Genomic DNA, 19,691 nt, shown 5'->3' with positions numbered 1-19,691 from the left:
TTCATGGGCCTTATCAACACGCTTCTGCGCGCCGTGACATGGTGGAACGGGGCCACGCTCAACACGCTGATCTACACCTCCCGCAAGGGGACGAAGGTGGGCGAGGATGAGCAGGGCAACGTCTTCTACCGCAACCACGACGACAAGAAACGCTGGGTGATCTTCAACGGCGAGGCCGAGGCCAGCCGGGTCAGCCCGGCCTGGCATGGCTGGCTGCATTACACCTACAAGGAACCGCCGACCGAGCGGCCGCTGCCGCGCAAGGCGTGGGAGAAGCCGCACGAGGAGAACCTGACGGGCACGGCGCTGGCCTATGCGCCGGCGGGCTCGATCCGGCGGCCGGAGCCCGTCGAGCGGCGCGATTACGAGGCGTGGAGCCCCGAGTAACGGCGGCACCACGGGTCGGGAGAAGGCAGGCACATGTCCACGCAGCAAACGACGGAAGTCCTGGTCGGCGGGGCCGTTCTGGCGGTGGCGATCGGCTTCATGGTCTATGCGGGCCAGGTGACCGGGTTTTCCGGCGGGCAGCCGGAATACGACCTGAACGCCAGTTTCCGCAGCGCCGACGGGGTCAGCGTGGGTACCGATGTGCGGCTGGCGGGCGTCAAGGTCGGCCGCGTCACGGATATCGCGCTCGACCCGCAGACCTTCCGCGCCTCCACCCGGTTTTCCGTGCGCGAGGGGATCGACGTGCCCGATGACAGCGCCGTGGCGATCTCCTCCGAAGGGCTTCTGGGCGGCAATTACGTCGAGATCCTGCCGGGCGGTTCGCCCTTCTTCCTCGAGCCGGGCTCGGAGATCGAGTTCACCCAGAGCTCGGTCAGTCTTGTCAGCCTGCTGATGAAATTCGTGGCCGGTGACGACGAGGGGGCGGCCGAATGAGGCGGGCTCTCGCGGCGGCGCTGCTGGCCTGCTTCGCCGGCCTGGCCTCGGCACAGGAGGCGGCGGTGGATATCGGCACCGGCGCGGTGCTGCGCGGGCTCGACAAGGTCAATGCCAGCGTCACCGATATCGAGCTGCAAAGCGGGCAGAGCACCGAGTATGGCCGGCTGACCGTCACCTTGGGCGAATGCCGCTATCCCGAGGGCGACCCGGCGGCGGATGCCTTCGCCTTCCTGACGATTACCGACACGGCCAGCGACACCGAGGTGTTTTCCGGCTGGATGGTGGCCTCGTCGCCGGCGCTCAACGCGCTGGAGCATCCGCGCTACGACGTCTGGGTCCTGCGCTGCAAGACCGGCTGAGGCGACGGGTCGAAGGGCACGGCACTGATCGAGACGGGCGTCTCTAAAGCTTCGTGCAGCAGGGTCCGGTAGCGGGCGCGGGAGATTTCCGTGGCGCCCAGCGTGGCCAGGTGCGGCGTCAGGAACTGCGTGTCGAAGAGCGTGAAGCCGCAGGCGTGCAGGTGATGGGTGAGATGCGCCAGCGCCAGTTTCGAGCCGTCGGTGCGGCGCGAGAACATGCTTTCGCCGAAGAAGGCCGCGCCGAGCGCCACCCCGTAGACGCCGCCGGCGAGTTCTCCGGACTTCCAGATTTCCAGTGAATGGGCGTGGCCCAGCTCGTGCAGGGTGCCGTAGATGCCGGCGATCTCGCCGCTGATCCAGGTCTCGTCCCGGTCGGCACAGGCGGCGACGACCGCGTCGAAATCGGCGTTGAGCGTCACGTCATAACCGCCGCGCCGGATGCGGCGGGCGAGGCTGCGCGAGATGTGGAATTCGTCGAGCGGCAAGATGCCCCGGCGGCGCGGATCGACCCAGAAGATTTCCGGGTCGTCGCGCGATTCGGCCATCGGGAAGATGCCCGAGGCATAGGCCCCGAGGATGAGCTGGGGGCTGAGCAGGGGGCCGTCGTCCTTCATGGGCGGGGCCGGGGGGATATGGGGGCGCTGCCCCACGTAGAAATCCTTGAGGATTTCAACGCTCCCCGGGATATTTGCCGGCCATAAGAAGCCGGGCGGGAGGGCGGGATCAGCCGCGCAGGTTGGTTTCCAGCCATTTTTCGAGCCAGTGGATGTTGTAGGCGCCGGTCTGGATGTCCTCTTCCTGCAGAAGCGCGTGGAAGAGCGGCACGGTGGTGTCGACCCCGTCGACGATCAGCTCGCCGAGCGCCCGGTTGAGCCGCGCCAGCGCCGACTGGCGGTCCCGGCCGTGCACGATCAGCTTGGCGATGAGCGAATCGTAATAGGGCGGGATCCTGTAGCCGTCATAGAGCGCCGAATCCATCCGCACGCCCAGCCCGCCGGGGGCGTGGAACTGGGTGATGGTGCCGGGGCGGGGCGAGAACTCGGGCAGTTTCTCGGCGTTGATCCGCACCTCGATGGCGTGGCCGTTGATCTTGAGGTCCTCCTGCGTGAAGGACATCGGGTAGCCTTCGGCGACGCGGATCTGTTCCTGCACGAGATCGACATCGAAGATCGCCTCGGTCACCGGGTGCTCGACCTGAAGGCGGGTGTTCATCTCGATGAAGTAGAACTCGCCGTTTTCGTAGAGGAACTCGATCGTGCCGGCGCCGGCATAGTTGATGCGGGCCACGGCGTCGGCGCAGATCTTGCCGATGCGCTCGCGCTCCTCCTCGGAGATGGCGGGGCCGGGGGCCTCTTCCAGCACCTTCTGGTGGCGGCGCTGGAGCGAGCAGTCGCGCTCGCCCAGGTGGACGGCGCGGCCCTTGCCGTCGCCGAAGACCTGGATCTCGATATGGCGCGGCGTGGTGAGGTATTTCTCGATATAGACCTCGTCATTGCCGAAGGCGGCCTTGGCCTCGGACCGGGCGGTGAGGAAGGCGCGTTCCAGCCCGGCGGCATCCTTGGCCACCTTCATGCCGCGCCCGCCGCCGCCGGCGGTGGCCTTGACGATGACCGGGTAGCCGATCTCGTCACACAGCGTCTTCGCCGCCTCGACATTGGGCACGCCGCCCTCGGAGCCGGGGACGCAGGGCACACCCAGCTGCTTCATCGTGTCCTTGGCGGTGATCTTGTCGCCCATGATCCGGATATGCTCGGCCGTGGGGCCGATGAAGGTCAGGTCGTGATCCTCGACGATCTGCACGAAATTGGCGTTCTCGGAGAGAAAGCCATAGCCCGGGTGGATGGCCTGGGCGCCCGTCACCTCGCAGGCGGCGATGATCGAGGGGATCGACAGGTAGCTGTCGGAGCCCGGCGGCGGGCCGATGCAGACGCTTTCGTCGGCCATGCGCACATGCATCGCGTCGGCATCCGCCGTGGAATGCACGGCGACCGACCGGATGCCCATCTCGCGGGCGGCACGGATCACGCGTAGGGCGATCTCGCCCCGGTTGGCCACAAGGATCTTGTCGAACATGGGGGCGGCCTTATTCGAGGATGATGAGGGGCGCGCCGTACTCGACCGCGGCGCCGTCCTCGACGAGGATGCGCTTGACGGTGCCCGAGCGCGGGGCGGGGATGTGGTTCATCGTCTTCATCGCCTCGACGATAAGCACGGTGTCGCCCTCGGAGACCTTGTCGCCCACGGAAACGAAGGGCGGGGCGCCGGGTTCGGCCTGCATGTAGACGGTGCCGACCATCGGCGAGGTGACGGCGCCGGGGTGGCTGGCCGGGTCCTCGCCCGCGCCGGTCTCGGCGGCGGCGGCGGGCGCCGGCGCGGCGGGGGCGTGCGGCGCGGAGGGTGCGGGCGCCGCGGGGGCGGCCACCTGGGTGATCACCTCGGTCTTGCGGCTGACGCGCACGTTCAGGCTGTCATTCTCGCCATAGTCGCGCTTGACCTGGATCTCGTTCAGGTCGTTCTCGTTCAGCAGCTCCGCCAGGGCACGGATAAAGGCTACATCGGTGTCGTGGGTTTTGTTCGCCATCTCAGTCCTCGACCAGAAGCGACCTTTCGCCGGTCGCATGTTTTTGCCGCTTATAGGGGAAGCCGGAGGGCGAGAAAAGCGGCGCTTTGCCTATCAAGGTGGGGCAAGTGTGCGAAAATTGCGAGGGGAAACGCGAAAATTCGCTGAAGGCGGGGTCAGGGGCGGGCAACGCGGCCCCGTTCAGAGGGGCATTCCCGAAAGTTTCGCGACCAGTTCGGCGAGCTTGCGGGCCTGGAATTTTTCCAGCAGACGGGCGCGGTAGACCTCGACCGTGCGGTAGGAGAGGCCGATCTCCAGCCCGATCTCCTTGGAGGTCAGGCCGCGGCAGGTGAGGATGGCGACCTCGCGCTCGCGCTGGGTGAGTTCCACCAGGGGGCGTTCGTCGGAAAGATCGGCAAAGGACCAGACGCCGCGCGCGAAGGGGTCGTCGGGCGTGACCGACTGGCCCCGCACCCGGCACCAGAAGAGCGCGCCGTCGCGCCGTTTCATCACCCGTTCGTCATGGTAGGTGCCGGTGAGGCGCATCGCCTTGAGCCCGCGTTCGCCGATGCGGCGGTAATCCTCGATCGAGGGGTAGTAATGCGCCAGCGGAATGCCGGCATAGTCCTCGGGCGCACCGCCGAAGATGGCGGCGAACTGGCGGTTGCACTGGCGGATGACGCGGTTCTCGAGCACCGCCAGCCCCACCGGCGCATGGTCGAAGGCCATTTCCTTGATCTGCATGTGCGCACTATGCCGCGGGGAGGCGGGCGCGCCAAGCGGGCATGCGTGGTTCTACGGAATTGATTGCGGCGCGGGGCGGTGGTTTGGTGGCGCCGAAGAGACGGGGAGGACAGGCATGAACATCGGTCAGTGGCTGATGCGGACGGCGCAGGTGCGCGGGGAGGCGCCGGCGATTTTCCAAGGGTCGGAGCCGGTGGCGGATTACGCCGGGTTCCACGACCGGGCGGCGCGGCTGGCGGGCTGGCTGGGCGCGCGAGGCATCGGGCCGGGCGACCGGGTCGGGATCTTCATGAAGAACTGTCCCGAGGTGCTGATCGCGTTCTACGGCATCTGGTATGCCGGGGCGGCGGCGGTGCCGGTCAATGCCAAGCTGCACGGGCGCGAGGCGGCGTGGATCCTTGGGCATTCGGGGGCGAAGATGTGCTTTGCCACGCCCGATCTCGCCGGGGCGCTGGGCGAGGCGGGGGCCGAGGCGGCGGTGGTCGACACGACCGGGGCGGAGTTTGCCGGGGCGATGGTGGCCGAGCCGGTGGCGGGGCCCGCGCCAAGGGCGCTCGATGACCTGGCCTGGCTTTTCTACACCTCGGGCACCACGGGGCGGCCGAAGGGGGTGATGATCACCCATAGGATGCTGATTGCCACGTCGCTGATGTACCTGGCCAGCGTCGACAGGGTGACGGCCGAGGATGCCACGCTTTACGCCGCGCCGATGAGCCACGGGGCGGGGCTTTATGCGCCGGTGCATGTGTTGATGGGGGCGCGGCATGTCTGCCCCGTCTCGGGCGGGTTCGAGCCGGGGGAGATTCTCGAGCTGGCGAAGGGGATGGGCAACCTGCACCTCTTTGCCGCGCCGACGATGATCAAGCGGATGACGCAGGCGGCGAAGGCCGGGGGAGAGAGCGGCGAAGGGCTGCGCAGCGTGGTCTATGGCGGCGGGCCGATGTACGTGGCCGATATCGTCGAGGCGGTGGAGGTGTTCGGCCCGGTCTTCATCCAGATCTACGGGCAGGGCGAGGCGCCGATGGGGATCACCGCGCTTTCCCGCGAGGAGGTGGCCGACCGGGCGCACCCGCGCTGGCGGGAGCGGCTGGGCTCGGTCGGGCGGGCGCAGGCCGGGGTCGAGGTGAGAATCGGCGATGCCGAGGGCGCCCCCTGTGCGGCGGGAGAGCCCGGCGAGATCATGGTGCGCGGCGACGTGGTGATGCGGGGCTACTGGGAGAACCCGGAGGGCACGGCCAAGACGCTGAAGGATGGCTGGCTGATGACCGGAGACGTGGGCACGATGGATGCCGACGGGTTCGTGACGCTGCAGGACCGCTCGAAGGACGTGATCATCTCGGGCGGGACCAATATCTATCCCCGCGAGGTCGAGGAATGCCTGTTGATGCACGGCACGGTCAGCGAGGTCTCGGTGGTGGGCCGGCCCGACCCGGAATGGGGCGAGGAGGTGGTGGCCTTCGTGGTCTGCGAGGGGGCGCTGGACGAGGCGGCGCTGGATGCGCATTGCCGCGAGAATATCGCGCGGTTCAAGCGGCCGAAGGCTTATTTTGCAGTGCCGGAACTGCCGAAGAACAACTACGGCAAGGTGTTGAAGACCGAGCTGCGCAAGCGGCTGGAGGAGGGGGCGGGCGGTTAGCCGGGCTTGGGTTCCAGCAGCTCGACCTCGACGAAGGCGCATTCGAAATCGTTGCCGTTGATCACGTCATGCTCGACGCCGAGTTCCCGGAAATAGGGCACGCCGTTCTGCATCGGCGCGGTGACCCGCTCGCCATTGCCGAGGTCGATCTCGAGCACCCCGTCGAAGAGCGGAACCACAATGTAATCAAAGGCATGGCGGTGCCAGCCGGTATTGTCGCCGCGCTTGGCGAAGCGCCATTCGGTGACGCGGACGCGGTCGTTGTCGATCTGCACGGTGGGGATGGCGGTGCCGGTGTCTGCGCACATTCGGGCGATCCTTCCTTGGTGTCAGCCCATGCTAGGCGGGTTTGCCGGGGAACGGAAGGAGGCGCGCGGCGGCAGGGAAGGTTAACGAAAGGTTAATCGGGGTGCATGTCGCCGCGTGTGCAGCCGCCCGCCAAGGTGGCGGCGATCCAGTTGATGCGGATGCTCTCGCCCTGTTCGGCCAGCCACGCTTCCTGAAGCCGGTAGGCGGGCAGTTCCTGCTGGCCGGGGCAGTACCAGTGCCGCGCCGTGGCCTGCCGGTGATGGGTGAGTTCGTGCAAGAGGACGCTGACGTCCTGCGGGCTGCGCATCGACCACGGGCGGACGAGGTAGATCGTCTGCGTGTCGGGGTCGTAGAGGCCCCGGCGGGTCGCGCCCAGCCGCCCGCCGCTGTCGGACATGGCCCGCGCCCGCTGGGGCGAGATCAGGCGGATGCGCGGGGCCGTCGCGCGGGGCGGGTAGGGGCTTTCGGCGTCGAGCCAATGGTCGAGCGTGGCGATGAGATCGGGCAGGGTGGTCGCGCGCTGCCAGTCGGGTTCCGGTTCGGCGGCGTTGGCGGGGAGCGGGCCGAGGCCCAGACACAGGGCAATAGCGATCGGGGCGATCCGCGCAAGCGCGAACCGGGGCAGGGGTTGCATGGCACCCTCCGTAGAATTTTGCTGAACGTGGAAGTCATGCTAACCTCGGGTAAAGAAAGCCTCAAAGGATCGTTCCTCACCCGCAGATGAACCGCATTCACGCATGACCCAGCGCCCGCTTCCCCCCTTCTCCGCCATCCGCGCCTTCGAGGCCGCGGCCCGGCATCTGAGCTTCAAGGGCGCGGCGGAAGAACTGTGCGTGACCCCGTCGGCGATCAGCCACCAGGTCAGGACGCTGGAGGATCATCTGGGTCAGCCGGTCTTTGTGCGGGCGGCGAACAGGTTGGCGCTGACGCGGGCGGGGGAGGCGTATGCCGGGGCGCTGTCGGGGATCATCACCGCCCTTGTCGCCGCGACGGACGGGGCGATGGCGGGGGCGAGTGCCGGGCCGTTCCGGGTGCAGGCGACGGCGGCGTTCAACGCCCGCTGGCTGGTGCCGCGGCTGGAGCGGTGCCCGTTGCGCGAGGCGCTGTCGGTGACCACCGCCGCCGGGGCGCCGGATACGGATTTTGCCAGCAATGACGCGGACTTGATCGTGCATTGGTGCGACAGCCCGATCCCCGGCTGCCACGTGCTACCGATGCTGAAATCCGTGCGCTTTCCGGTGGCGAGCCCCGAAGTGGCCGCGCGGATCAGAAGGCCGCGGGATTTGCTGAACGAGCCGCTGTTGCGCGACCAGGTGCTCGATTGCTGGGCCGACTGGTTCCGGGCGGCGGGGGTGGCGGCGCCGGAGGAGGGCCTCGGGGGCAGGTTCAACGCCAATTGCGACATCAACCTCACCGCCGCCGAGCGGGGGCAGGGGGTGGCGCTGGCGTGGGATGCGATTGCGCGGGCGACGCTGGTGGAAGGGCGGCTGGTAAGGCTCTTCGATATCGAGACGGCGCCAAAGGTCATATATTCAGTGGCTTACCCGGAGGCGCGCGCCGACGATCCGCGCATTGCGGCGATGCGTGACTGGCTGCTGCTCGAGAGCATGGAAGACGGCACTGGCGCCGATCCGGTGCGGATCGAGGCGGCGCAGTGACCCTGAAACGCGGTGTCGGTATCGCGTCGGTATAACGTCGGTATTTTGTCGGTGTTTCCTGCCGACCGGTCCGCCTGACCCCCCGTTCCCCTTGCATTCAAAGGCACGCGGCGTTACGTCCCCGCCCTGCGGTCGCAGCCTACCCGCATACCAAAACAAGGGTCACAAAAATGGATACGATTGTCATCTGCTCGGGCGGGCTCGATTCCGTGTCGCTCGCGCACAAGGTCGCGGCGGAACACCGCCTGCGGGGCCTGCTGTCCTTTGACTACGGGCAGCGGCATGTGAAAGAGGTCGAGTACGCGGCGGCCTGTGCCAAGCGGCTGGGCGTGCCGCACAAGGTGGTGGATATCTCGACCGTGGGCGCCGCCCTGTCGGGATCGGCCCTCACCGACGATGTCGCCGTGCCCGACGGGCATTATGCCGAGGAGACGATGAAGATCACCATCGTGCCCAACCGCAACGCCATCATGCTGGCGATCGCCTTCGGCATGGCCGCGTCCGAGCGGGCCGATGCGGTGGCGGCGGCGGTGCACGGGGGCGATCACTTCATCTATCCCGATTGCCGCCCCGGCTTCATCGACGCGTTCCAGGCGATGCAGGATCACGCGCTGGACGGGGTGGCCGAGGTGCGGCTTTACACGCCGTTCGTCACCGTCTCGAAGGCCGATATCGTGAGGGAAGGCGCGAAGCATGGCACGCCCTTTGCCGAGACATGGTCCTGCTACAAGGGCGGCGAGGTCCATTGCGGGCGCTGCGGCACCTGTGTCGAGCGGCGCGAGGCGTTCGATATTGCCGGGGTGGACGACCCGACGGTTTATGCCGACCCGGATTACTGGCGTCAGGCCGTGGAGCGCGCCTGATGTACCGGATCACCAAGGAATTCGCCTTCTCGGCCTCGCACCAGCTGAAGGACCTGCCGCCGGAGCATCAGTGCGGGCGGCTGCACGGGCATAATTACGTGGTCGTGGTGGAGCTGGTGGGGGTCGAGTTGAACGCGCATGGCTTCGTGCGGGATTATCACGAGCTGGCGCCGCTGAAGCGGTATATCGACGACGAACTCGATCACCGGCACCTGAATGACGTGTTGGGGGATGACATGGTGACCGCCGAGCGGCTGGCCAAGCATTTCCACGACTGGTGTGCCGCGCGCTGGCCGGAAACCGCGGCCGTCAGGGTCAGCGAGACACCAAAGACCTGGGCGGAGTACAGGCCATGACCACGCGCGACACCATCCGGGTTTCGGAGATCTTCGGGCCGACGATCCAGGGCGAGGGGGCGCTGATCGGGCAGCCAACGGTGTTCGTGCGGACGGGCGGCTGCGATTTCCGCTGTTCGTGGTGCGACAGCCTTCATGCCGTCGACTCGGAGTATCGCGACACGTGGCGGGCGATGCCGCCCGAGGATATCATGGCCGAGATCGAGCGCCTCTCGGGCGGCAAGCCGATCATGGTGACGCTGTCGGGCGGGAACCCGGCGACCCAGCCGCTGGACCGGCTGATCAAGCAGGGGAAGACCAAGGGCTATCGCTTCGCGATGGAAACGCAAGGTTCGGTGGTCAAACCGTGGTTTGCCGAGCTGGATACGCTGGTGCTGAGCCCCAAGCCACCGTCGTCGGGGATGAGCACCGACTGGCGGATCGTGGCGAATTGCGTGCGGACGGCGAAGGCGGCGCCCACGGTCTTGAAGATCGTGGTGTTCGACGAGGCCGATTACGCCTTTGCCCGCGAGGCGTCGGAGCGGTTCCGGGAGTTGCCGGTCTACCTGCAGCCCGGCAACCACACGCCGCCGCCGCCCGAGGATGACAGCGCCACGGTCGACCAGGCCGGGATCGACGAGCGGATGCGCTGGCTGATCGACCGGGTGATGCAGGACAAGTGGTACGGGGCGCGGGTGCTGCCGCAGTTGCATGTCATGCTGTGGGGCAATAGGCGGGGCGTCTGAGGGGATGATGCGATGAGCGACGATATCTACAAGGGGCTGAAACAGCTGAGCGGGGCGACGACGATGCCGCAAAGCCCCGAGGAGGCCGAGCTGGAGCGGGTGCGGAACCCGCAGGCGGAGGTGGCCTACAACGTGCGGTTCACGGCGCCGGAGTTCACCTCGCTCTGCCCGATGACGGGGCAGCCGGATTTCGCGCACCTGGTGATCGATTACGTGCCGGGAGAATGGCTGGTGGAGAGCAAGTCGCTGAAGCTCTACCTCGGCAGTTTCCGCAATCACGGAGCGTTCCACGAGGATTGCACCGTGTCGATCGCCCGGCGGCTGGTGGAGTTCCTCGAACCGCAATGGCTGCGGATCGGGGGGTACTGGTACCCGCGCGGGGGCATTCCGATCGACGTCTTCTACCAGACGGGGCCGATGCCCGAGGGCGTGTGGATCCCCGACCAGGGCGTGCCGCCCTATCGCGGGCGGGGGTAACGAAAAACCCGCCGGGGGTGGCCCGGCGGGGTTTCCTGATCAAATGATCTGTGCCTGCCTCAGCACGGGCCGCGGCGATAGCGGCCGTCGCCGGTGGCGTAGGCGCACTGGTTGTTCGCGGTGTTGCGCGCCACCAGCGTACCGGCGGCCGCGCCGCCGAGGGTCGAGACGACGGTCCAGTCGCTGTCGGCACCGAGGGCCTTGGCGGTGATGAAGCCGAGGCTGCCGCCGATCAGCGCGCCGCCTGCCTGGCGTTCCTGCTGGGGTGTCATGCAGCCGGCGACCGCGACGGGCGCGGTGAGGGCAAGGGCGAGAACGGTCTTTCTCATGAGAAATCCTCCGAGTTGAGGCGGCGTTATGCCGCGATTTCGCTGATGGGAAGCTAGGTTTCTTTACGCCGAGCGGAAGGAGCAGTTTTTCGGACGGCAGATTTTTGCAGAGAGTACAGGGCCATACCGGCAAAATGCCGCTTACGCTCAGGGCCATGTCTGATCGTCGGGAACTTTTTGCGGATGAGGGCTGCCCGGAACGGTGACGGTTTCGGCCACGTAGACGGCATCCCGCCCCGGTCTGGCGGCGCGCAATTCGCGGTAGCCGATATAGAGCCCGCTGGCCACGATCAGCGCCATGCCGAGGATCGTGGTGGGGGCCGGCACCTCGCCCCACAAGAGCCATGCCATGACCGAGGCGATGGGCAGATAGCTGTAATCGAAGGGCGCGATGACGCTGGCATCGGCCACCTGGTAGCCGCGCGACAGCAGGATATAGGCCGCCATGCCGATCAGCCCCAGCAGGGACAGGGTGGGCAGGTCGGTGAGGGTTTCGGGCGGCAGGGCCCAGCGGAGGTGGTGGAACTCCGGCCCGAAGGTGAGGACGCTGTTGAGCAGGTAGCCCATGCCCAGCAGGATCGGCCCGGTGAAGGCGAGGGTGTAGAGCCCGACGGTGAGGCTCGATTCCCGCTCGCCGATCTGGCGGGCCATGATCTGCGAGGCGGCGTAGAAGGCGGCGCAGATCAGCGGCAGGATCGAGATCCAGGTGAAGTTGTCGCCGCCGGGGTTCATGGCGATGAGCACGCCGGCGAAGCCGGTGACCAGCGCACCGATCCGGTGGAGGCCGATGGTTTCCCTGAGGAAGACCGCCGCCATCACCGCGATCATCAGCGGGGCGGAGAAGAAGATGGTGGTGACCTCGGCCAGCCCCATGAAGGGGAAGGCGGTGTAGAACAGCGAGAAGCCGACCGCGAATAGCGCCGCCCGCAGAAGGTGCAGCCGCCAGAGCGGCGTGGTCAGCCGGTGCGGCCCGCCGAGGATGAGGATGAGTGGCACCAGCACCAGCACGGCGGCGCAGGAGCGTACGAAGATCAGCATCCAGATCGGGTAGGTCAGGAGCAGCGATTTCATGAACGCGTCCTGCCCGGCGAAGAGGCACATGCCGATGAGGACGCAGGCGATGCCATGCGCCGTGCGCGAGGGCGCGCGCGGGGTGTCGGGGGTCAGGGTGGCCATGGGCGCACGCTGGCCGCTCGGGGCGGGGGTCGTCCACCACGTTTGCGACGGGATGTCGGAAACGGCGCATGGGGTGGTCGATCGGAGGGCGGAAAGGCGGGCGGGGAGGGGGCGAATAACCGTCTTGTGTTCAAGTATACTTGAACTTCTAGAACCGGTGCCATCCCACGGGAATCAGGAGAGAACCAATGCAGAAACGACCGTTGAACCCCTTCGACTGGCACGAGGCGGACGATCAGGGCATGCTTGTCGAGGGCTTCAAGAGGATGGTGTTCGTGTCGGGCCAGTGCGCCATGTCGAACGATGGCCACCCGCAGCATCCCGGCGACATGCGGGCGCAGACGCTACTGTCGCTCGAGAACGTGGCGGCGGTGCTGGCGGAGGCGGGGATGGACCTGTCGCATGTCGTCCATCTCAACACCCATGTCACCGATGTCGACCTGTTCAGGGCCGAGGCGGCCGACGCGATGGCCGAGCGGCTGGCGGAATACGGGGTGCGGCCGCCGGGCGTGCTGTCGGGGACGACGCGGCTGGGCCTGCCGGAGCTGATTGTGGAGCTGGAGGCGATTGCGGTGGGGTAGGGCACCGGCCGGAGAGAGGGGCCGGGCCGCCTGACGCGGCCCGGCCAAACTGTCAGTCGCGGTTCATCCGGTTGTCGATCAGGTCGTCGACCACGCCCGGATCGGCGAGGGTGGAGGTGTCGCCAAGCGCGCCGTAGTCGTTCTCGGCGATCTTGCGCAAGATGCGGCGCATGATCTTGCCCGAGCGGGTTTTCGGCAGGCCCGGTGCCCACTGGATCAGGTCGGGCGAGGCGATCGGCCCGATCTCCTTGCGGACCCAGTCGCGCAGCTCCTTCCGGAGGTCTTCCGACGGCTCCTCGCCCGACATCAGGGTGACGTAGCAGTAAATGCCCTGCCCCTTGATGTTGTGCGGGTAGCCCACCACGGCGGCCTCGGACACTTTCGGATGCGCCACCAGCGCCGATTCCACCTCGGCCGTGCCCATCCGGTGGCCCGAGACGTTGATCACGTCATCGACGCGCCCGGTGATCCAGTAATCGCCGTCGGCATCGCGGCGGCAACCGTCGCCCGAGAAGTAATAGCCCTTGTAGTCCGAGAAATAGGTCTTCTCGAACCGCTCGTGATCGCCCCAGACGGTGCGCATCTGGCCGGGCCAGCTGTCGGTGATGACAAGCACGCCCTCGGCGGGGTTCTCGGTGATCTCCTTGCCGGTCTGCGGGTCGAGCACCGCCGGTTTCACGCCGAAGAACGGCTTCATCGCCGCGCCGGGCTTGAGCGCGTGGGCGCCGGCCAGCGGGGTCATCAGGTGGCCGCCCGTCTCGGTCTGCCACCACGTGTCGACGATGGGCACCTCGCCCTTGCCGACGATGTTGTGATACCACTCCCACGCCTCGGGGTTGATGGGTTCGCCCACGGTGCCGAGGATCTTCAGGCTGGAGAGGTCGCATTTCTCGACATACTCGGTGCCCTGTCCCATAAGCGCGCGGATGGCGGTGGGGGCGGTGTAGAACTGGTTCACCTTGTGCTTTTCGCAGACCTGCCAGAAGCGGCTGGCGTCGGGGTAGGTGGGCACGCCCTCGAACATGAGCGTGGTGGCGCCGTTGGCCAGCGGCCCGTAGACGATGTAGCTGTGGCCGGTGACCCAGCCCACATCGGCCGTGCACCAGTAGATATCGCCCTCGTGATAGTCGAAGGTGATCTCGTGCGTCATCGCGGCCCAGACGAGGTAGCCGCCGGTGGTGTGCACCACGCCCTTGGGCGCGCCGGTGGAGCCGGAGGTGTAGAGGATGAAGAGCGGGTCCTCGGCATTCATCGCCTCGGGTTCGCACTCGGCCGAGGCCTTGTCCATCAGCGGGCCATAGGCGAAATCGCGGCCGTCCTTCATGTCGACATCGGCGCCGGTGCGCTCGACCATCAGGACCTTGGTGTCGCCGCTGATCTCGAGCGCCTTGTCGACGTTGGACTTGAGCGCCGTGTTGCGGCCGCCGCGCGGGGCCTCGTCGGCGGTGACGATCAGCTTGGCCTCGCAGCCGCTGACGCGGGCGGCCAGCGCCTCGGGCGAGAAGCCGGCGAAGACGATCGAGTGGATGGCGCCGATCCGGGCACAGGCCAGCATGGCATAGGCCGCCTCGGGGATCATCGGCATGTAGAGGACGACGCGGTCGCCGCGGCCCACGCCCAGCTCCTTGTAGACGTTGGAGAGCTTGTTCACCTGCTCGGAAAGCTCGCGGTAGGTGATGTGCTTGGACGGCTCATCGGGGTCGTCCGCCTCCCAGATGATCGCCGTCTGGTCGCCGCGTTTCTCGAGATGGCGGTCGACGCAGTTGGCGGCGACGTTGAGCTGGCCATCCTCGAACCACTTGATCGAGACATTGCCGAAATCGAAACTGACGTCCTTGATCTTGCTGAACGGCTTGATCCAGTCGACGCGCTGGCCGTGCTCCTTCCAGAACGCCTCGGTGTCGCTGATCGAGGCCGCGTACATCTTCTCGTATGTCGCCTCGTCGACATGGGCGTTCGCGGCAATTTCGGCAGCGGGGGGATAGGTTTTCAGTTCGGACATATCGGACCCTTGGTTTTTTCAAATTCCGGTCGTGGTGAAACGGCCCGCGCCGCCGGCAGGGCAAAGACTGCAGGGCGCACGCCGTCCGGCCTCAGATGGCCAGGTATTCCGAGCGAAGCTCCTCGTTTTGCAGAACCTCCTCCGCGGTGCCGTCGAAGACGATACCGCCAGTGTCGAGGATAACAGCGCGATCGGAAAGTTCCAGTGCGCGCACCGCGTTCTGTTCGACGATGATCGTGGTCATGCCCTGTTCCTTGATCATGCGCAGGGTCTTCTCGATCTCGTCGACGATGACGGGGGCGAGCCCCTCGTAGGGTTCATCCAGCAGCAGCACCTTGATGTCGCGTGCCAGCGCCCGGGCCACCGACAGCATCTGCTGCTCGCCGCCCGAGAGGGTCACCCCCTCCTGCTTGCGGCGCTCGGCCAGGCGCGGGAACAGCTCGTAAAGCCGGTCGAGCGACCAGCCCACGGGCGGGGCGATCTGGGCCAGTTGCAGGTTCTCCTCGACCGTCAGGCCGGGGATGATGCAGCGGTCTTCCGGCACCAGCCCGATGCCGGCCTGGCTGGCCTGGTGGCTGTTCATGTTGTGCAGCGGCTGGTGGTCCAGCCAGATTTCGCCGTGGTTCACCTGCGGGCTGTCCATCCGCGCGATCGAGCGCAGCGTGGTCGTCTTGCCGGCGCCGTTGCGGCCCAGCAGGGCGAGGATCTCGCCCTCGTGGACGTTGAAGCTGATGTCCTGCACGATGTAGCTTTCACCGTAATAGGACTGCATGCCCCAGACCGACAGGAAGGCGGGCGAGGTCTCGGCATAGTTCTTGCCCTTCGAGAAATCGGGTTTGACGTTCATGTGTCTTGTCCTCCCGTCCCGGACCTGATCCGGGACCTCCGTTATGGGGGCGGGGCCCCGGGCGCGGCCCGGGACGCCGGTGAAATGTCGCTCAGGCGCTTTCGCCGAGATAGGCCTCGCGCACCTTGGGGTGGCCCTTGATCTTGTCGGGCGTATCCTCGACCAGCGGGGTGCCCTGCGCCAGCACGGTGATCCGCTCGGCCAGCGAGAACACCACGTGCATGTCATGCTCGATGATGGCGATGGTGATGTCGCGCTCGTCGCTGATCTGCTTGAGCAGGTCGATGGTGTTGTTGGTGTCGGCCCGCGCCATGCCCGCCGTCGGCTCGTCGAGCAGCAGAAGGCGGGGGTTCTGCGCCAGGCACATGCCGATCTCCAGCCGCCGCTTGTTGCCCCGCGACATCGACGCCGCCTTGGTGTGGCGCTGTTCGGCGAGGTTGAGATTCTCCAGCATCTGCTCGGCCTGGCCGATGATGTCCTTCTCGTTCTCGGTCTTCTCGATAGCGTGCATCCGGAAGGCGCCGTCGCGGGTGGCGAAGATCGGGATCATCATGTTCTCCAGCACGCTCAGGTCGCCGAAGATCTCGGGCGTCTGGAACACGCGGGAAATGCCCATCTGGTTGATCTCGTAGGGCTTGCGGCCCAGCACCGACTGGCCGTCGAACATGACCGAGCCGGTATCGGGGATCAGCTTGCCGATCAGGCAGTTGAGCAGGGTCGACTTGCCCGCCCCGTTCGGCCCGATGATGGCGTGTACCGAGTTCTCCTCGACACTCAGGTTGACGTCGCCCAGAGCCTGCAGGCCGCCGAAGCGCTTGTTGACGTTCTTGACCTCGAGAATTCCCATGGGTCCGTCTCCTTATTCGGCGGGGTTGCGCTGGTTGGCGGCGTCACGCTCGGCATCCGAGCCCTTGGCGTCGCGCCGGCGGAAGGTGAAGCGCCCGATCCTCTGGCCGCCCTCGACAAGGCCGCCGGGCAGGAAGATCACCACCAGCATGAACAGCATGCCCAGCGTCAGGTGCCAGCCCTTGCCGACGAATGGGTAGATCAGGGCCACGACCACGTCCTCGAGCCCGTCGGGCAGGAACGAGAACCAGCTGTGCAGCACCGCGTCGTTGATCTTCGAGAAGATGTTCTCGAAATACTTGATGAAGCCCGCGCCGAGGATCGGCCCGATCAGCGTGCCGGCACCGCCGAGGATGGTCATCAGCACCACCTCGCCCGAGGCCGTCCACTGCATCCGCTCGGCGCCCGCCAGCGGATCGACCGAGGCCATCAGCCCGCCCGCGAGGCCCGCATACATGCCCGAGATCACGAAGGCCGCCAGCGCGTAGGGGCGTGAGTTGAGGCCGGTATAGGTCATCCGGGTCTGGTTCGATTTCACCGCCCGCAGCATCATGCCGAAGGGCGAGCGGAAGATCCGGATGGCGATGTAGAAGGCCAGGATCATGCAGACCGCGCAGACATAGTAGCCGGTGTTGAAGTTGAAGTCCCACGCGCCGAAGCTCATCTGGTTGTTGCCCCGCATCGACCAGCCGAAGATGTGCGGCAGGTTGGGCAGGCCGGCGCCGTGGAAGATCTGCGGATCGTCGCCATAGACCTGAAGCCCGGTCTCGCCGTTGGTCAGGTTGAACTTGGGGTTCGACAGCACCGAGTAGGCCAGCGCGAAGGACATCTGCGCGAAGGCCAGCGTCAGGATCGAGAAGTAGATGCCCGAGCGCCGCAGGCTGATATAGCCGATCAGCAGCGAAAACAGCCCCGCCAGGATCACCGCCACCACGATCGCCGGGATGACGTTGTAGGTGAACAGCTTGAACATCCAGACCGCCGCGTAGGAGCCCACGCCGAGGAAGGCCGCGTGCCCGAAGCTGAGATAGCCGGTCAGGCCGAAGAGGATGTTGAACCCGATGGCGAAGATGCCAAAGATCACGAAGCGCTGCATCAGGTCCGGGTAGCCCGCGTTGAACTGGGCCATGGCGCTGTTCGTGGGGAAGGGGTTCAGGATGAAGGGCGCCAGGATCGTCAGGGCGATGACGATCAGGAAAAGCGCCGTGTCTTTCTTGTTCAGTCCCAGCATTGGTTCAGTCCTCCATCACGCCTTTGCGTCCCATCAGACCGCGCGGGCGGGTCAGCAGGACAATGATGGCGACAAGGTAGATGATGATCTGGTTGATCCCCGGGATCGTCGTGGTCGCCCAGGTGGTCGAGGCGAAGCTTTCGAGGATGCCCAGCAGGAACCCGGCCAGCACGGCGCCCGGCAGGCTGCCCATGCCGCCGACGACGACGACCACGAAGCTGAGCACGAGGAAATCCATGCCCATGTGATAGTTGGGCGGGTTGATCGGCGTGTACATCACCCCCGCCAGCCCCGCCACCGCCGCGGCGATGCCGAACATGATGGTGAAGCGGCGGTCGATGTTGATGCCCAGCAGGCCCACGGTCTCGCGGTCGGCCATGCCGGCGCGGACGACCATGCCGAAGGTGGTGAATTGCAGGAAGGCGAAGACCCCGCCGATGATCAGCGCCGCGAAGACGAAGTAGATCAGCCGCCAGTAGGGGTAGATGATCGCGTTCGGGTCGAAGCCGAAAATGACGCCCAGGTCCAGGCTGCCCGCGAAGGCCTCCGGCGCCGGGGTGGGGATCGGGTTGGCGCCGTAGAAATACTTGATGATCTCCTGCAGCACGATGGCCAGGCCGAAGGTCACGAGGATCTGGTCGGCATGGGGGCGGCGGTAGAAATGCTTGATCAGGCCGCGCTCCATGATGAAGCCGATGAGCAGCATGATCGGGATGGAAAACAGGATCGCAATCGGCACCGACCAGTCGGCGATGGTCGCCCCGACCTCTGGCCCGAACCAGGTCTCGACATAGGGCGTCTCCACCTTCAGCGGGTTGCCGAGAAAGTCCTTGCGGCTTTCGTCGACCGTGGTCACGCTGAGGTTCAGGATGCGCTGCACCGTCACGGCACAGAAGGCGCCGATCATGAACAGCGCGCCATGCGCGAAGTTGACGACTCCGAGCGTGCCGAAGATCAGCGTCAGCCCCAGCGCGATCAGCGCATAGGCCGAGCCCTTGTCGAGCCCGTTGAGAATTTGCAGAATGATTGCGTCCATTGTTCCCACCCGTGGGTTACGTCGGTTTGGGTGTATCCGGAAGTGTCGGATGAAAGCCCCGGCCGCGCGTCGGCGGCCGGGGGACCGGGGCGGTTACGCGCCCGGGTTGCACTCACCCAGCGAGGCCTCTTCGCCACCGAACATCGGATGGTCCGGCGGATACATGACCTGCTCGACCGGCGTGATCTCGACGATTTCCAGCGTGTCGTACTCGCTGGTCGGGTTCTGCGCCCCGCGCACGACCAGCACGTCCTTGAAGCACTGGTGGTCTTCGGCACGGTAGAGCGTCTTGCCGTTGCCCAGCCCGTCGAATTCGAAGCCTTCCAGCGCCTCGGCCACGCCACAGGGGTTGAACGTGCCGGCCCGCTCGCAGGCATCGGCATAGAGCAGAACCTGCGCATAGCAGGTCTGGGCCGAGTTCGACGGCGGCTTGCCGTATTTCTCGCCGAAGGACTTGACGAACGCCTTCGAGCCCTCGTTCTCGAGCTGCCAGTTGTAGTTCATCGAGCCCAGCACGCCCTTGATGTTCTCGCCGGCGCCCTGCGCCATCAGCTCGGAGTAGAGCGGTACGACGATCTTGAAGTCCTTGCCGTTCACCTGCTTGTCGAGCAGGCCGAACTGGATGGCGTTGGTCAGCGAGTTGACCATGTTGCCGCCGTAGTGGTTGATCACCAGCACGTCGGCGCCCGAGTTCAGGACCGGCGTGATGTAGGACGAGAAGTCGGTCGAGGCGAGCGGGGTCTTGACCGTGTTGACGGTTTCCCAGCCCAGCGCCTCGGTCGAGGCGACGATCGATTCCTCCTGGGTCCAGCCCCAGTTGTAGTCGGCGGTCAGGTGGTAGGCGCGGCGATCCTCGCCCATCTCCTTGGCCAGCACCGGCGCCAGCGCGGCCCCCGACATGTAGGCGTTGAAGAAGTGACGGAAGCCGTTGGCCTTGCGGTCCTTGCCGGTGGTGTCGTTGGCATGGGTGAGGCCGGCCATGAAAATGATGCCCGCTTCCTGGCAGAGACCCTGGACCGCCACGGCCACGCCCGAGGACGAGCCGCCGTTGATCATGATCGCGCCGTCCTT

The 19,691-nt window shown here is 66.4% G+C and carries 24 protein-coding genes; 10 read left to right on the top strand and 14 right to left on the bottom strand.

What is annotated here, in order from left to right:
* Nucleotides 1–3 precede the first annotated feature (3 nt).
* Genes RLN94_RS11200 through RLN94_RS11190 form a run of 3 tightly spaced genes read left to right on the top strand, consistent with a single transcriptional unit; the run spans nucleotide 4 to nucleotide 1,244 of the window.
* Nucleotides 4–387: an NADH:ubiquinone oxidoreductase subunit NDUFA12 gene (locus RLN94_RS11200; RefSeq protein ID WP_350125312.1), complete on the top strand. Its 384-nt coding sequence runs from the start codon at nucleotides 4–6 to the stop codon at nucleotides 385–387.
* 33 nt (nucleotides 388–420) lie between these two features.
* Entirely contained in the window at nucleotides 421–882 is a 462-nt protein-coding gene (mlaD, locus tag RLN94_RS11195) for an outer membrane lipid asymmetry maintenance protein MlaD (protein ID WP_350125315.1), read from the top strand.
* Entirely contained in the window at nucleotides 879–1,244 is a 366-nt protein-coding gene (locus tag RLN94_RS11190; RefSeq protein ID WP_350125318.1) for a DUF2155 domain-containing protein, read from the top strand. Before mlaD ends, RLN94_RS11190 begins: the two co-directional genes overlap by 4 nt.
* Here the strand turns inward: RLN94_RS11190 and aat are convergent.
* The 4 genes from aat to RLN94_RS11170 form a co-directional block, all read right to left on the bottom strand.
* Nucleotides 1,208–1,858, bottom strand: a complete 651-nt coding sequence (gene aat / locus RLN94_RS11185; RefSeq protein ID WP_350125321.1) for a leucyl/phenylalanyl-tRNA--protein transferase — start codon at nucleotides 1,856–1,858, stop codon at nucleotides 1,208–1,210. The two genes, RLN94_RS11190 and aat, sit on opposite strands and share 37 nt — an antisense overlap.
* 109 nt (nucleotides 1,859–1,967) lie before the next feature.
* On the bottom strand, nucleotides 1,968–3,317 hold the full coding sequence (accC, locus tag RLN94_RS11180; RefSeq protein ID WP_350125324.1) for an acetyl-CoA carboxylase biotin carboxylase subunit: 1,350 nt from the start codon (nucleotides 3,315–3,317) through the stop codon (nucleotides 1,968–1,970).
* A 10-nt stretch (nucleotides 3,318–3,327) separates the two neighbouring features.
* Nucleotides 3,328–3,825 (bottom strand): acetyl-CoA carboxylase biotin carboxyl carrier protein, encoded by a 498-nt coding sequence (gene accB, locus RLN94_RS11175; protein WP_350125327.1) that lies wholly within the window; start codon nucleotides 3,823–3,825, stop codon nucleotides 3,328–3,330.
* 180 nt (nucleotides 3,826–4,005) lie between these two features.
* Complete coding sequence (locus RLN94_RS11170) at nucleotides 4,006–4,548, bottom strand: LuxR C-terminal-related transcriptional regulator (protein WP_350125330.1); 543 nt, start codon at nucleotides 4,546–4,548, stop codon at nucleotides 4,006–4,008.
* Between the two features lie 115 nt (nucleotides 4,549–4,663).
* Here RLN94_RS11170 and RLN94_RS11165 point away from each other — a divergent pair, with 115 nt between their 5' ends.
* The gene (locus RLN94_RS11165) at nucleotides 4,664–6,184 is read left to right on the top strand and encodes a class I adenylate-forming enzyme family protein (RefSeq protein WP_350125333.1); all 1,521 of its coding nucleotides are present in this window, start codon (nucleotides 4,664–4,666) and stop codon (nucleotides 6,182–6,184) included.
* Here RLN94_RS11165 and RLN94_RS11160 read toward each other — a convergent pair.
* Both RLN94_RS11160 and RLN94_RS11155 read right to left on the bottom strand, forming a co-directional pair.
* The gene (locus tag RLN94_RS11160) at nucleotides 6,181–6,492 is read right to left on the bottom strand and encodes a cupin domain-containing protein (protein ID WP_350125336.1); all 312 of its coding nucleotides are present in this window, start codon (nucleotides 6,490–6,492) and stop codon (nucleotides 6,181–6,183) included. The genes RLN94_RS11165 and RLN94_RS11160 overlap by 4 nt on opposite strands.
* Nucleotides 6,493–6,584: 92 nt before the next feature.
* Nucleotides 6,585–7,127, bottom strand: a complete 543-nt coding sequence (locus RLN94_RS11155; protein WP_350125339.1) for a DUF6647 family protein — start codon at nucleotides 7,125–7,127, stop codon at nucleotides 6,585–6,587.
* Nucleotides 7,128–7,230: 103 nt separating this feature from the next.
* Between RLN94_RS11155 and RLN94_RS11150 the strand changes: the two genes are divergently transcribed.
* The 5 genes from RLN94_RS11150 to queF all read left to right on the top strand — a co-directional run bounded on the left by RLN94_RS11150 (nucleotide 7,231) and on the right by queF (nucleotide 10,572).
* On the top strand, nucleotides 7,231–8,151 hold the full coding sequence (locus tag RLN94_RS11150) for a LysR family transcriptional regulator (protein WP_350125342.1): 921 nt from the start codon (nucleotides 7,231–7,233) through the stop codon (nucleotides 8,149–8,151).
* Between the two features lie 170 nt (nucleotides 8,152–8,321).
* Nucleotides 8,322–9,014: a 7-cyano-7-deazaguanine synthase QueC gene (queC, locus tag RLN94_RS11145; protein WP_350125345.1), complete on the top strand. Its 693-nt coding sequence runs from the start codon at nucleotides 8,322–8,324 to the stop codon at nucleotides 9,012–9,014.
* A complete protein-coding gene (locus RLN94_RS11140) occupies nucleotides 9,014–9,370 on the top strand; it encodes a 6-pyruvoyl trahydropterin synthase family protein (RefSeq protein WP_350125348.1) in 357 nt (118 codons plus the stop codon). Before queC ends, RLN94_RS11140 begins: the two co-directional genes overlap by 1 nt.
* A complete protein-coding gene (gene queE, locus RLN94_RS11135; RefSeq protein WP_350125351.1) occupies nucleotides 9,367–10,095 on the top strand; it encodes a 7-carboxy-7-deazaguanine synthase QueE in 729 nt (242 codons plus the stop codon). The genes RLN94_RS11140 and queE overlap by 4 nt, the downstream gene beginning before the upstream one ends.
* A gap of 12 nt (nucleotides 10,096–10,107) precedes the next feature.
* Entirely contained in the window at nucleotides 10,108–10,572 is a 465-nt protein-coding gene (gene queF, locus RLN94_RS11130; RefSeq protein WP_350125354.1) for a preQ(1) synthase, read from the top strand.
* Nucleotides 10,573–10,631: 59 nt separating this feature from the next.
* Here queF and RLN94_RS11125 read toward each other — a convergent pair whose 3' ends face one another.
* Both RLN94_RS11125 and RLN94_RS11120 read right to left on the bottom strand, forming a co-directional pair.
* On the bottom strand, nucleotides 10,632–10,901 hold the full coding sequence (locus tag RLN94_RS11125) for a glucose-6-phosphate isomerase (protein WP_350125357.1): 270 nt from the start codon (nucleotides 10,899–10,901) through the stop codon (nucleotides 10,632–10,634).
* A gap of 147 nt (nucleotides 10,902–11,048) precedes the next feature.
* Nucleotides 11,049–12,077, bottom strand: coding sequence for a DMT family transporter (locus RLN94_RS11120; RefSeq protein ID WP_350125360.1), 1,029 nt, complete (start codon nucleotides 12,075–12,077; stop codon nucleotides 11,049–11,051).
* Between the two features lie 188 nt (nucleotides 12,078–12,265).
* On the opposite strand from RLN94_RS11120, the gene RLN94_RS11115 reads away from it, so the two are divergent.
* On the top strand, nucleotides 12,266–12,658 hold the full coding sequence (locus RLN94_RS11115; protein ID WP_350125363.1) for a RidA family protein: 393 nt from the start codon (nucleotides 12,266–12,268) through the stop codon (nucleotides 12,656–12,658).
* Nucleotides 12,659–12,710: 52 nt separating this feature from the next.
* On the opposite strand, the gene acs is transcribed toward RLN94_RS11115, so the two are convergent.
* The 6 genes from acs to RLN94_RS11085 form a co-directional block, all read right to left on the bottom strand.
* Entirely contained in the window at nucleotides 12,711–14,660 is a 1,950-nt protein-coding gene (gene acs, locus RLN94_RS11110; protein WP_350125366.1) for an acetate--CoA ligase, read from the bottom strand.
* Between the two features lie 91 nt (nucleotides 14,661–14,751).
* Nucleotides 14,752–15,507 carry an ABC transporter ATP-binding protein gene (locus RLN94_RS11105; RefSeq protein WP_350125369.1) on the bottom strand — a complete coding sequence of 252 codons (756 nt, stop codon included), beginning with the start codon at nucleotides 15,505–15,507 and terminating at the stop codon, nucleotides 14,752–14,754.
* Nucleotides 15,508–15,598: 91 nt separating this feature from the next.
* A complete protein-coding gene (locus RLN94_RS11100; protein WP_350125372.1) occupies nucleotides 15,599–16,354 on the bottom strand; it encodes an ABC transporter ATP-binding protein in 756 nt (251 codons plus the stop codon).
* A gap of 12 nt (nucleotides 16,355–16,366) precedes the next feature.
* A complete protein-coding gene (locus RLN94_RS11095; protein ID WP_350125114.1) occupies nucleotides 16,367–17,584 on the bottom strand; it encodes a branched-chain amino acid ABC transporter permease in 1,218 nt (405 codons plus the stop codon).
* A 4-nt stretch (nucleotides 17,585–17,588) separates the two neighbouring features.
* Entirely contained in the window at nucleotides 17,589–18,620 is a 1,032-nt protein-coding gene (locus RLN94_RS11090; protein ID WP_350125118.1) for a branched-chain amino acid ABC transporter permease, read from the bottom strand.
* Nucleotides 18,621–18,713: 93 nt separating this feature from the next.
* The coding region (locus RLN94_RS11085; RefSeq protein ID WP_350168965.1) for an ABC transporter substrate-binding protein at nucleotides 18,714–19,691 on the bottom strand (978 nt) is incomplete at its 5' end.

The organism is Roseovarius sp., from assembly GCF_040223625.1.
GTDB lineage: Bacteria > Pseudomonadota > Alphaproteobacteria > Rhodobacterales > Rhodobacteraceae > Roseovarius.
Note: the sequence above shows the minus strand (reverse complement) of the source record. Positions and strands in the feature narration are given on the sequence as shown.

What these genes read in the sequence shown, in the direction of transcription:
- RLN94_RS11120 (WP_350125360.1), bottom strand. Translation starts at nt 12,077, where the DNA reads ATGGCCACCCTGACCCCCGACACCCCGCGCGCGCCCTCGCGCACGGCG.
- acs (WP_350125366.1), bottom strand. Translation starts at nt 14,660, where the DNA reads ATGTCCGAACTGAAAACCTATCCCCCCGCTGCCGAAATTGCCGCGAAC.
- RLN94_RS11105 (WP_350125369.1), bottom strand. Translation starts at nt 15,507, where the DNA reads ATGAACGTCAAACCCGATTTCTCGAAGGGCAAGAACTATGCCGAGACC.
- accC (WP_350125324.1), bottom strand. Translation starts at nt 3,317, where the DNA reads ATGTTCGACAAGATCCTTGTGGCCAACCGGGGCGAGATCGCCCTACGC.
- aat (WP_350125321.1), bottom strand. Translation starts at nt 1,858, where the DNA reads ATGAAGGACGACGGCCCCCTGCTCAGCCCCCAGCTCATCCTCGGGGCC.
- RLN94_RS11190 (WP_350125318.1), top strand. Translation starts at nt 879, where the DNA reads ATGAGGCGGGCTCTCGCGGCGGCGCTGCTGGCCTGCTTCGCCGGCCTG.
- mlaD (WP_350125315.1), top strand. Translation starts at nt 421, where the DNA reads ATGTCCACGCAGCAAACGACGGAAGTCCTGGTCGGCGGGGCCGTTCTG.
- queC (WP_350125345.1), top strand. Translation starts at nt 8,322, where the DNA reads ATGGATACGATTGTCATCTGCTCGGGCGGGCTCGATTCCGTGTCGCTC.
- RLN94_RS11160 (WP_350125336.1), bottom strand. Translation starts at nt 6,492, where the DNA reads ATGTGCGCAGACACCGGCACCGCCATCCCCACCGTGCAGATCGACAAC.
- RLN94_RS11170 (WP_350125330.1), bottom strand. Translation starts at nt 4,548, where the DNA reads ATGCAGATCAAGGAAATGGCCTTCGACCATGCGCCGGTGGGGCTGGCG.
- accB (WP_350125327.1), bottom strand. Translation starts at nt 3,825, where the DNA reads ATGGCGAACAAAACCCACGACACCGATGTAGCCTTTATCCGTGCCCTG.
- RLN94_RS11140 (WP_350125348.1), top strand. Translation starts at nt 9,014, where the DNA reads ATGTACCGGATCACCAAGGAATTCGCCTTCTCGGCCTCGCACCAGCTG.
- RLN94_RS11165 (WP_350125333.1), top strand. Translation starts at nt 4,664, where the DNA reads ATGAACATCGGTCAGTGGCTGATGCGGACGGCGCAGGTGCGCGGGGAG.
- RLN94_RS11095 (WP_350125114.1), bottom strand. Translation starts at nt 17,584, where the DNA reads ATGCTGGGACTGAACAAGAAAGACACGGCGCTTTTCCTGATCGTCATC.
- RLN94_RS11115 (WP_350125363.1), top strand. Translation starts at nt 12,266, where the DNA reads ATGCAGAAACGACCGTTGAACCCCTTCGACTGGCACGAGGCGGACGAT.
- RLN94_RS11150 (WP_350125342.1), top strand. Translation starts at nt 7,231, where the DNA reads ATGACCCAGCGCCCGCTTCCCCCCTTCTCCGCCATCCGCGCCTTCGAG.
- RLN94_RS11100 (WP_350125372.1), bottom strand. Translation starts at nt 16,354, where the DNA reads ATGGGAATTCTCGAGGTCAAGAACGTCAACAAGCGCTTCGGCGGCCTG.
- RLN94_RS11090 (WP_350125118.1), bottom strand. Translation starts at nt 18,620, where the DNA reads ATGGACGCAATCATTCTGCAAATTCTCAACGGGCTCGACAAGGGCTCG.
- RLN94_RS11155 (WP_350125339.1), bottom strand. Translation starts at nt 7,127, where the DNA reads ATGCAACCCCTGCCCCGGTTCGCGCTTGCGCGGATCGCCCCGATCGCT.
- queE (WP_350125351.1), top strand. Translation starts at nt 9,367, where the DNA reads ATGACCACGCGCGACACCATCCGGGTTTCGGAGATCTTCGGGCCGACG.
- queF (WP_350125354.1), top strand. Translation starts at nt 10,108, where the DNA reads ATGAGCGACGATATCTACAAGGGGCTGAAACAGCTGAGCGGGGCGACG.
- RLN94_RS11125 (WP_350125357.1), bottom strand. Translation starts at nt 10,901, where the DNA reads ATGAGAAAGACCGTTCTCGCCCTTGCCCTCACCGCGCCCGTCGCGGTC.
- RLN94_RS11200 (WP_350125312.1), top strand. Translation starts at nt 4, where the DNA reads ATGGGCCTTATCAACACGCTTCTGCGCGCCGTGACATGGTGGAACGGG.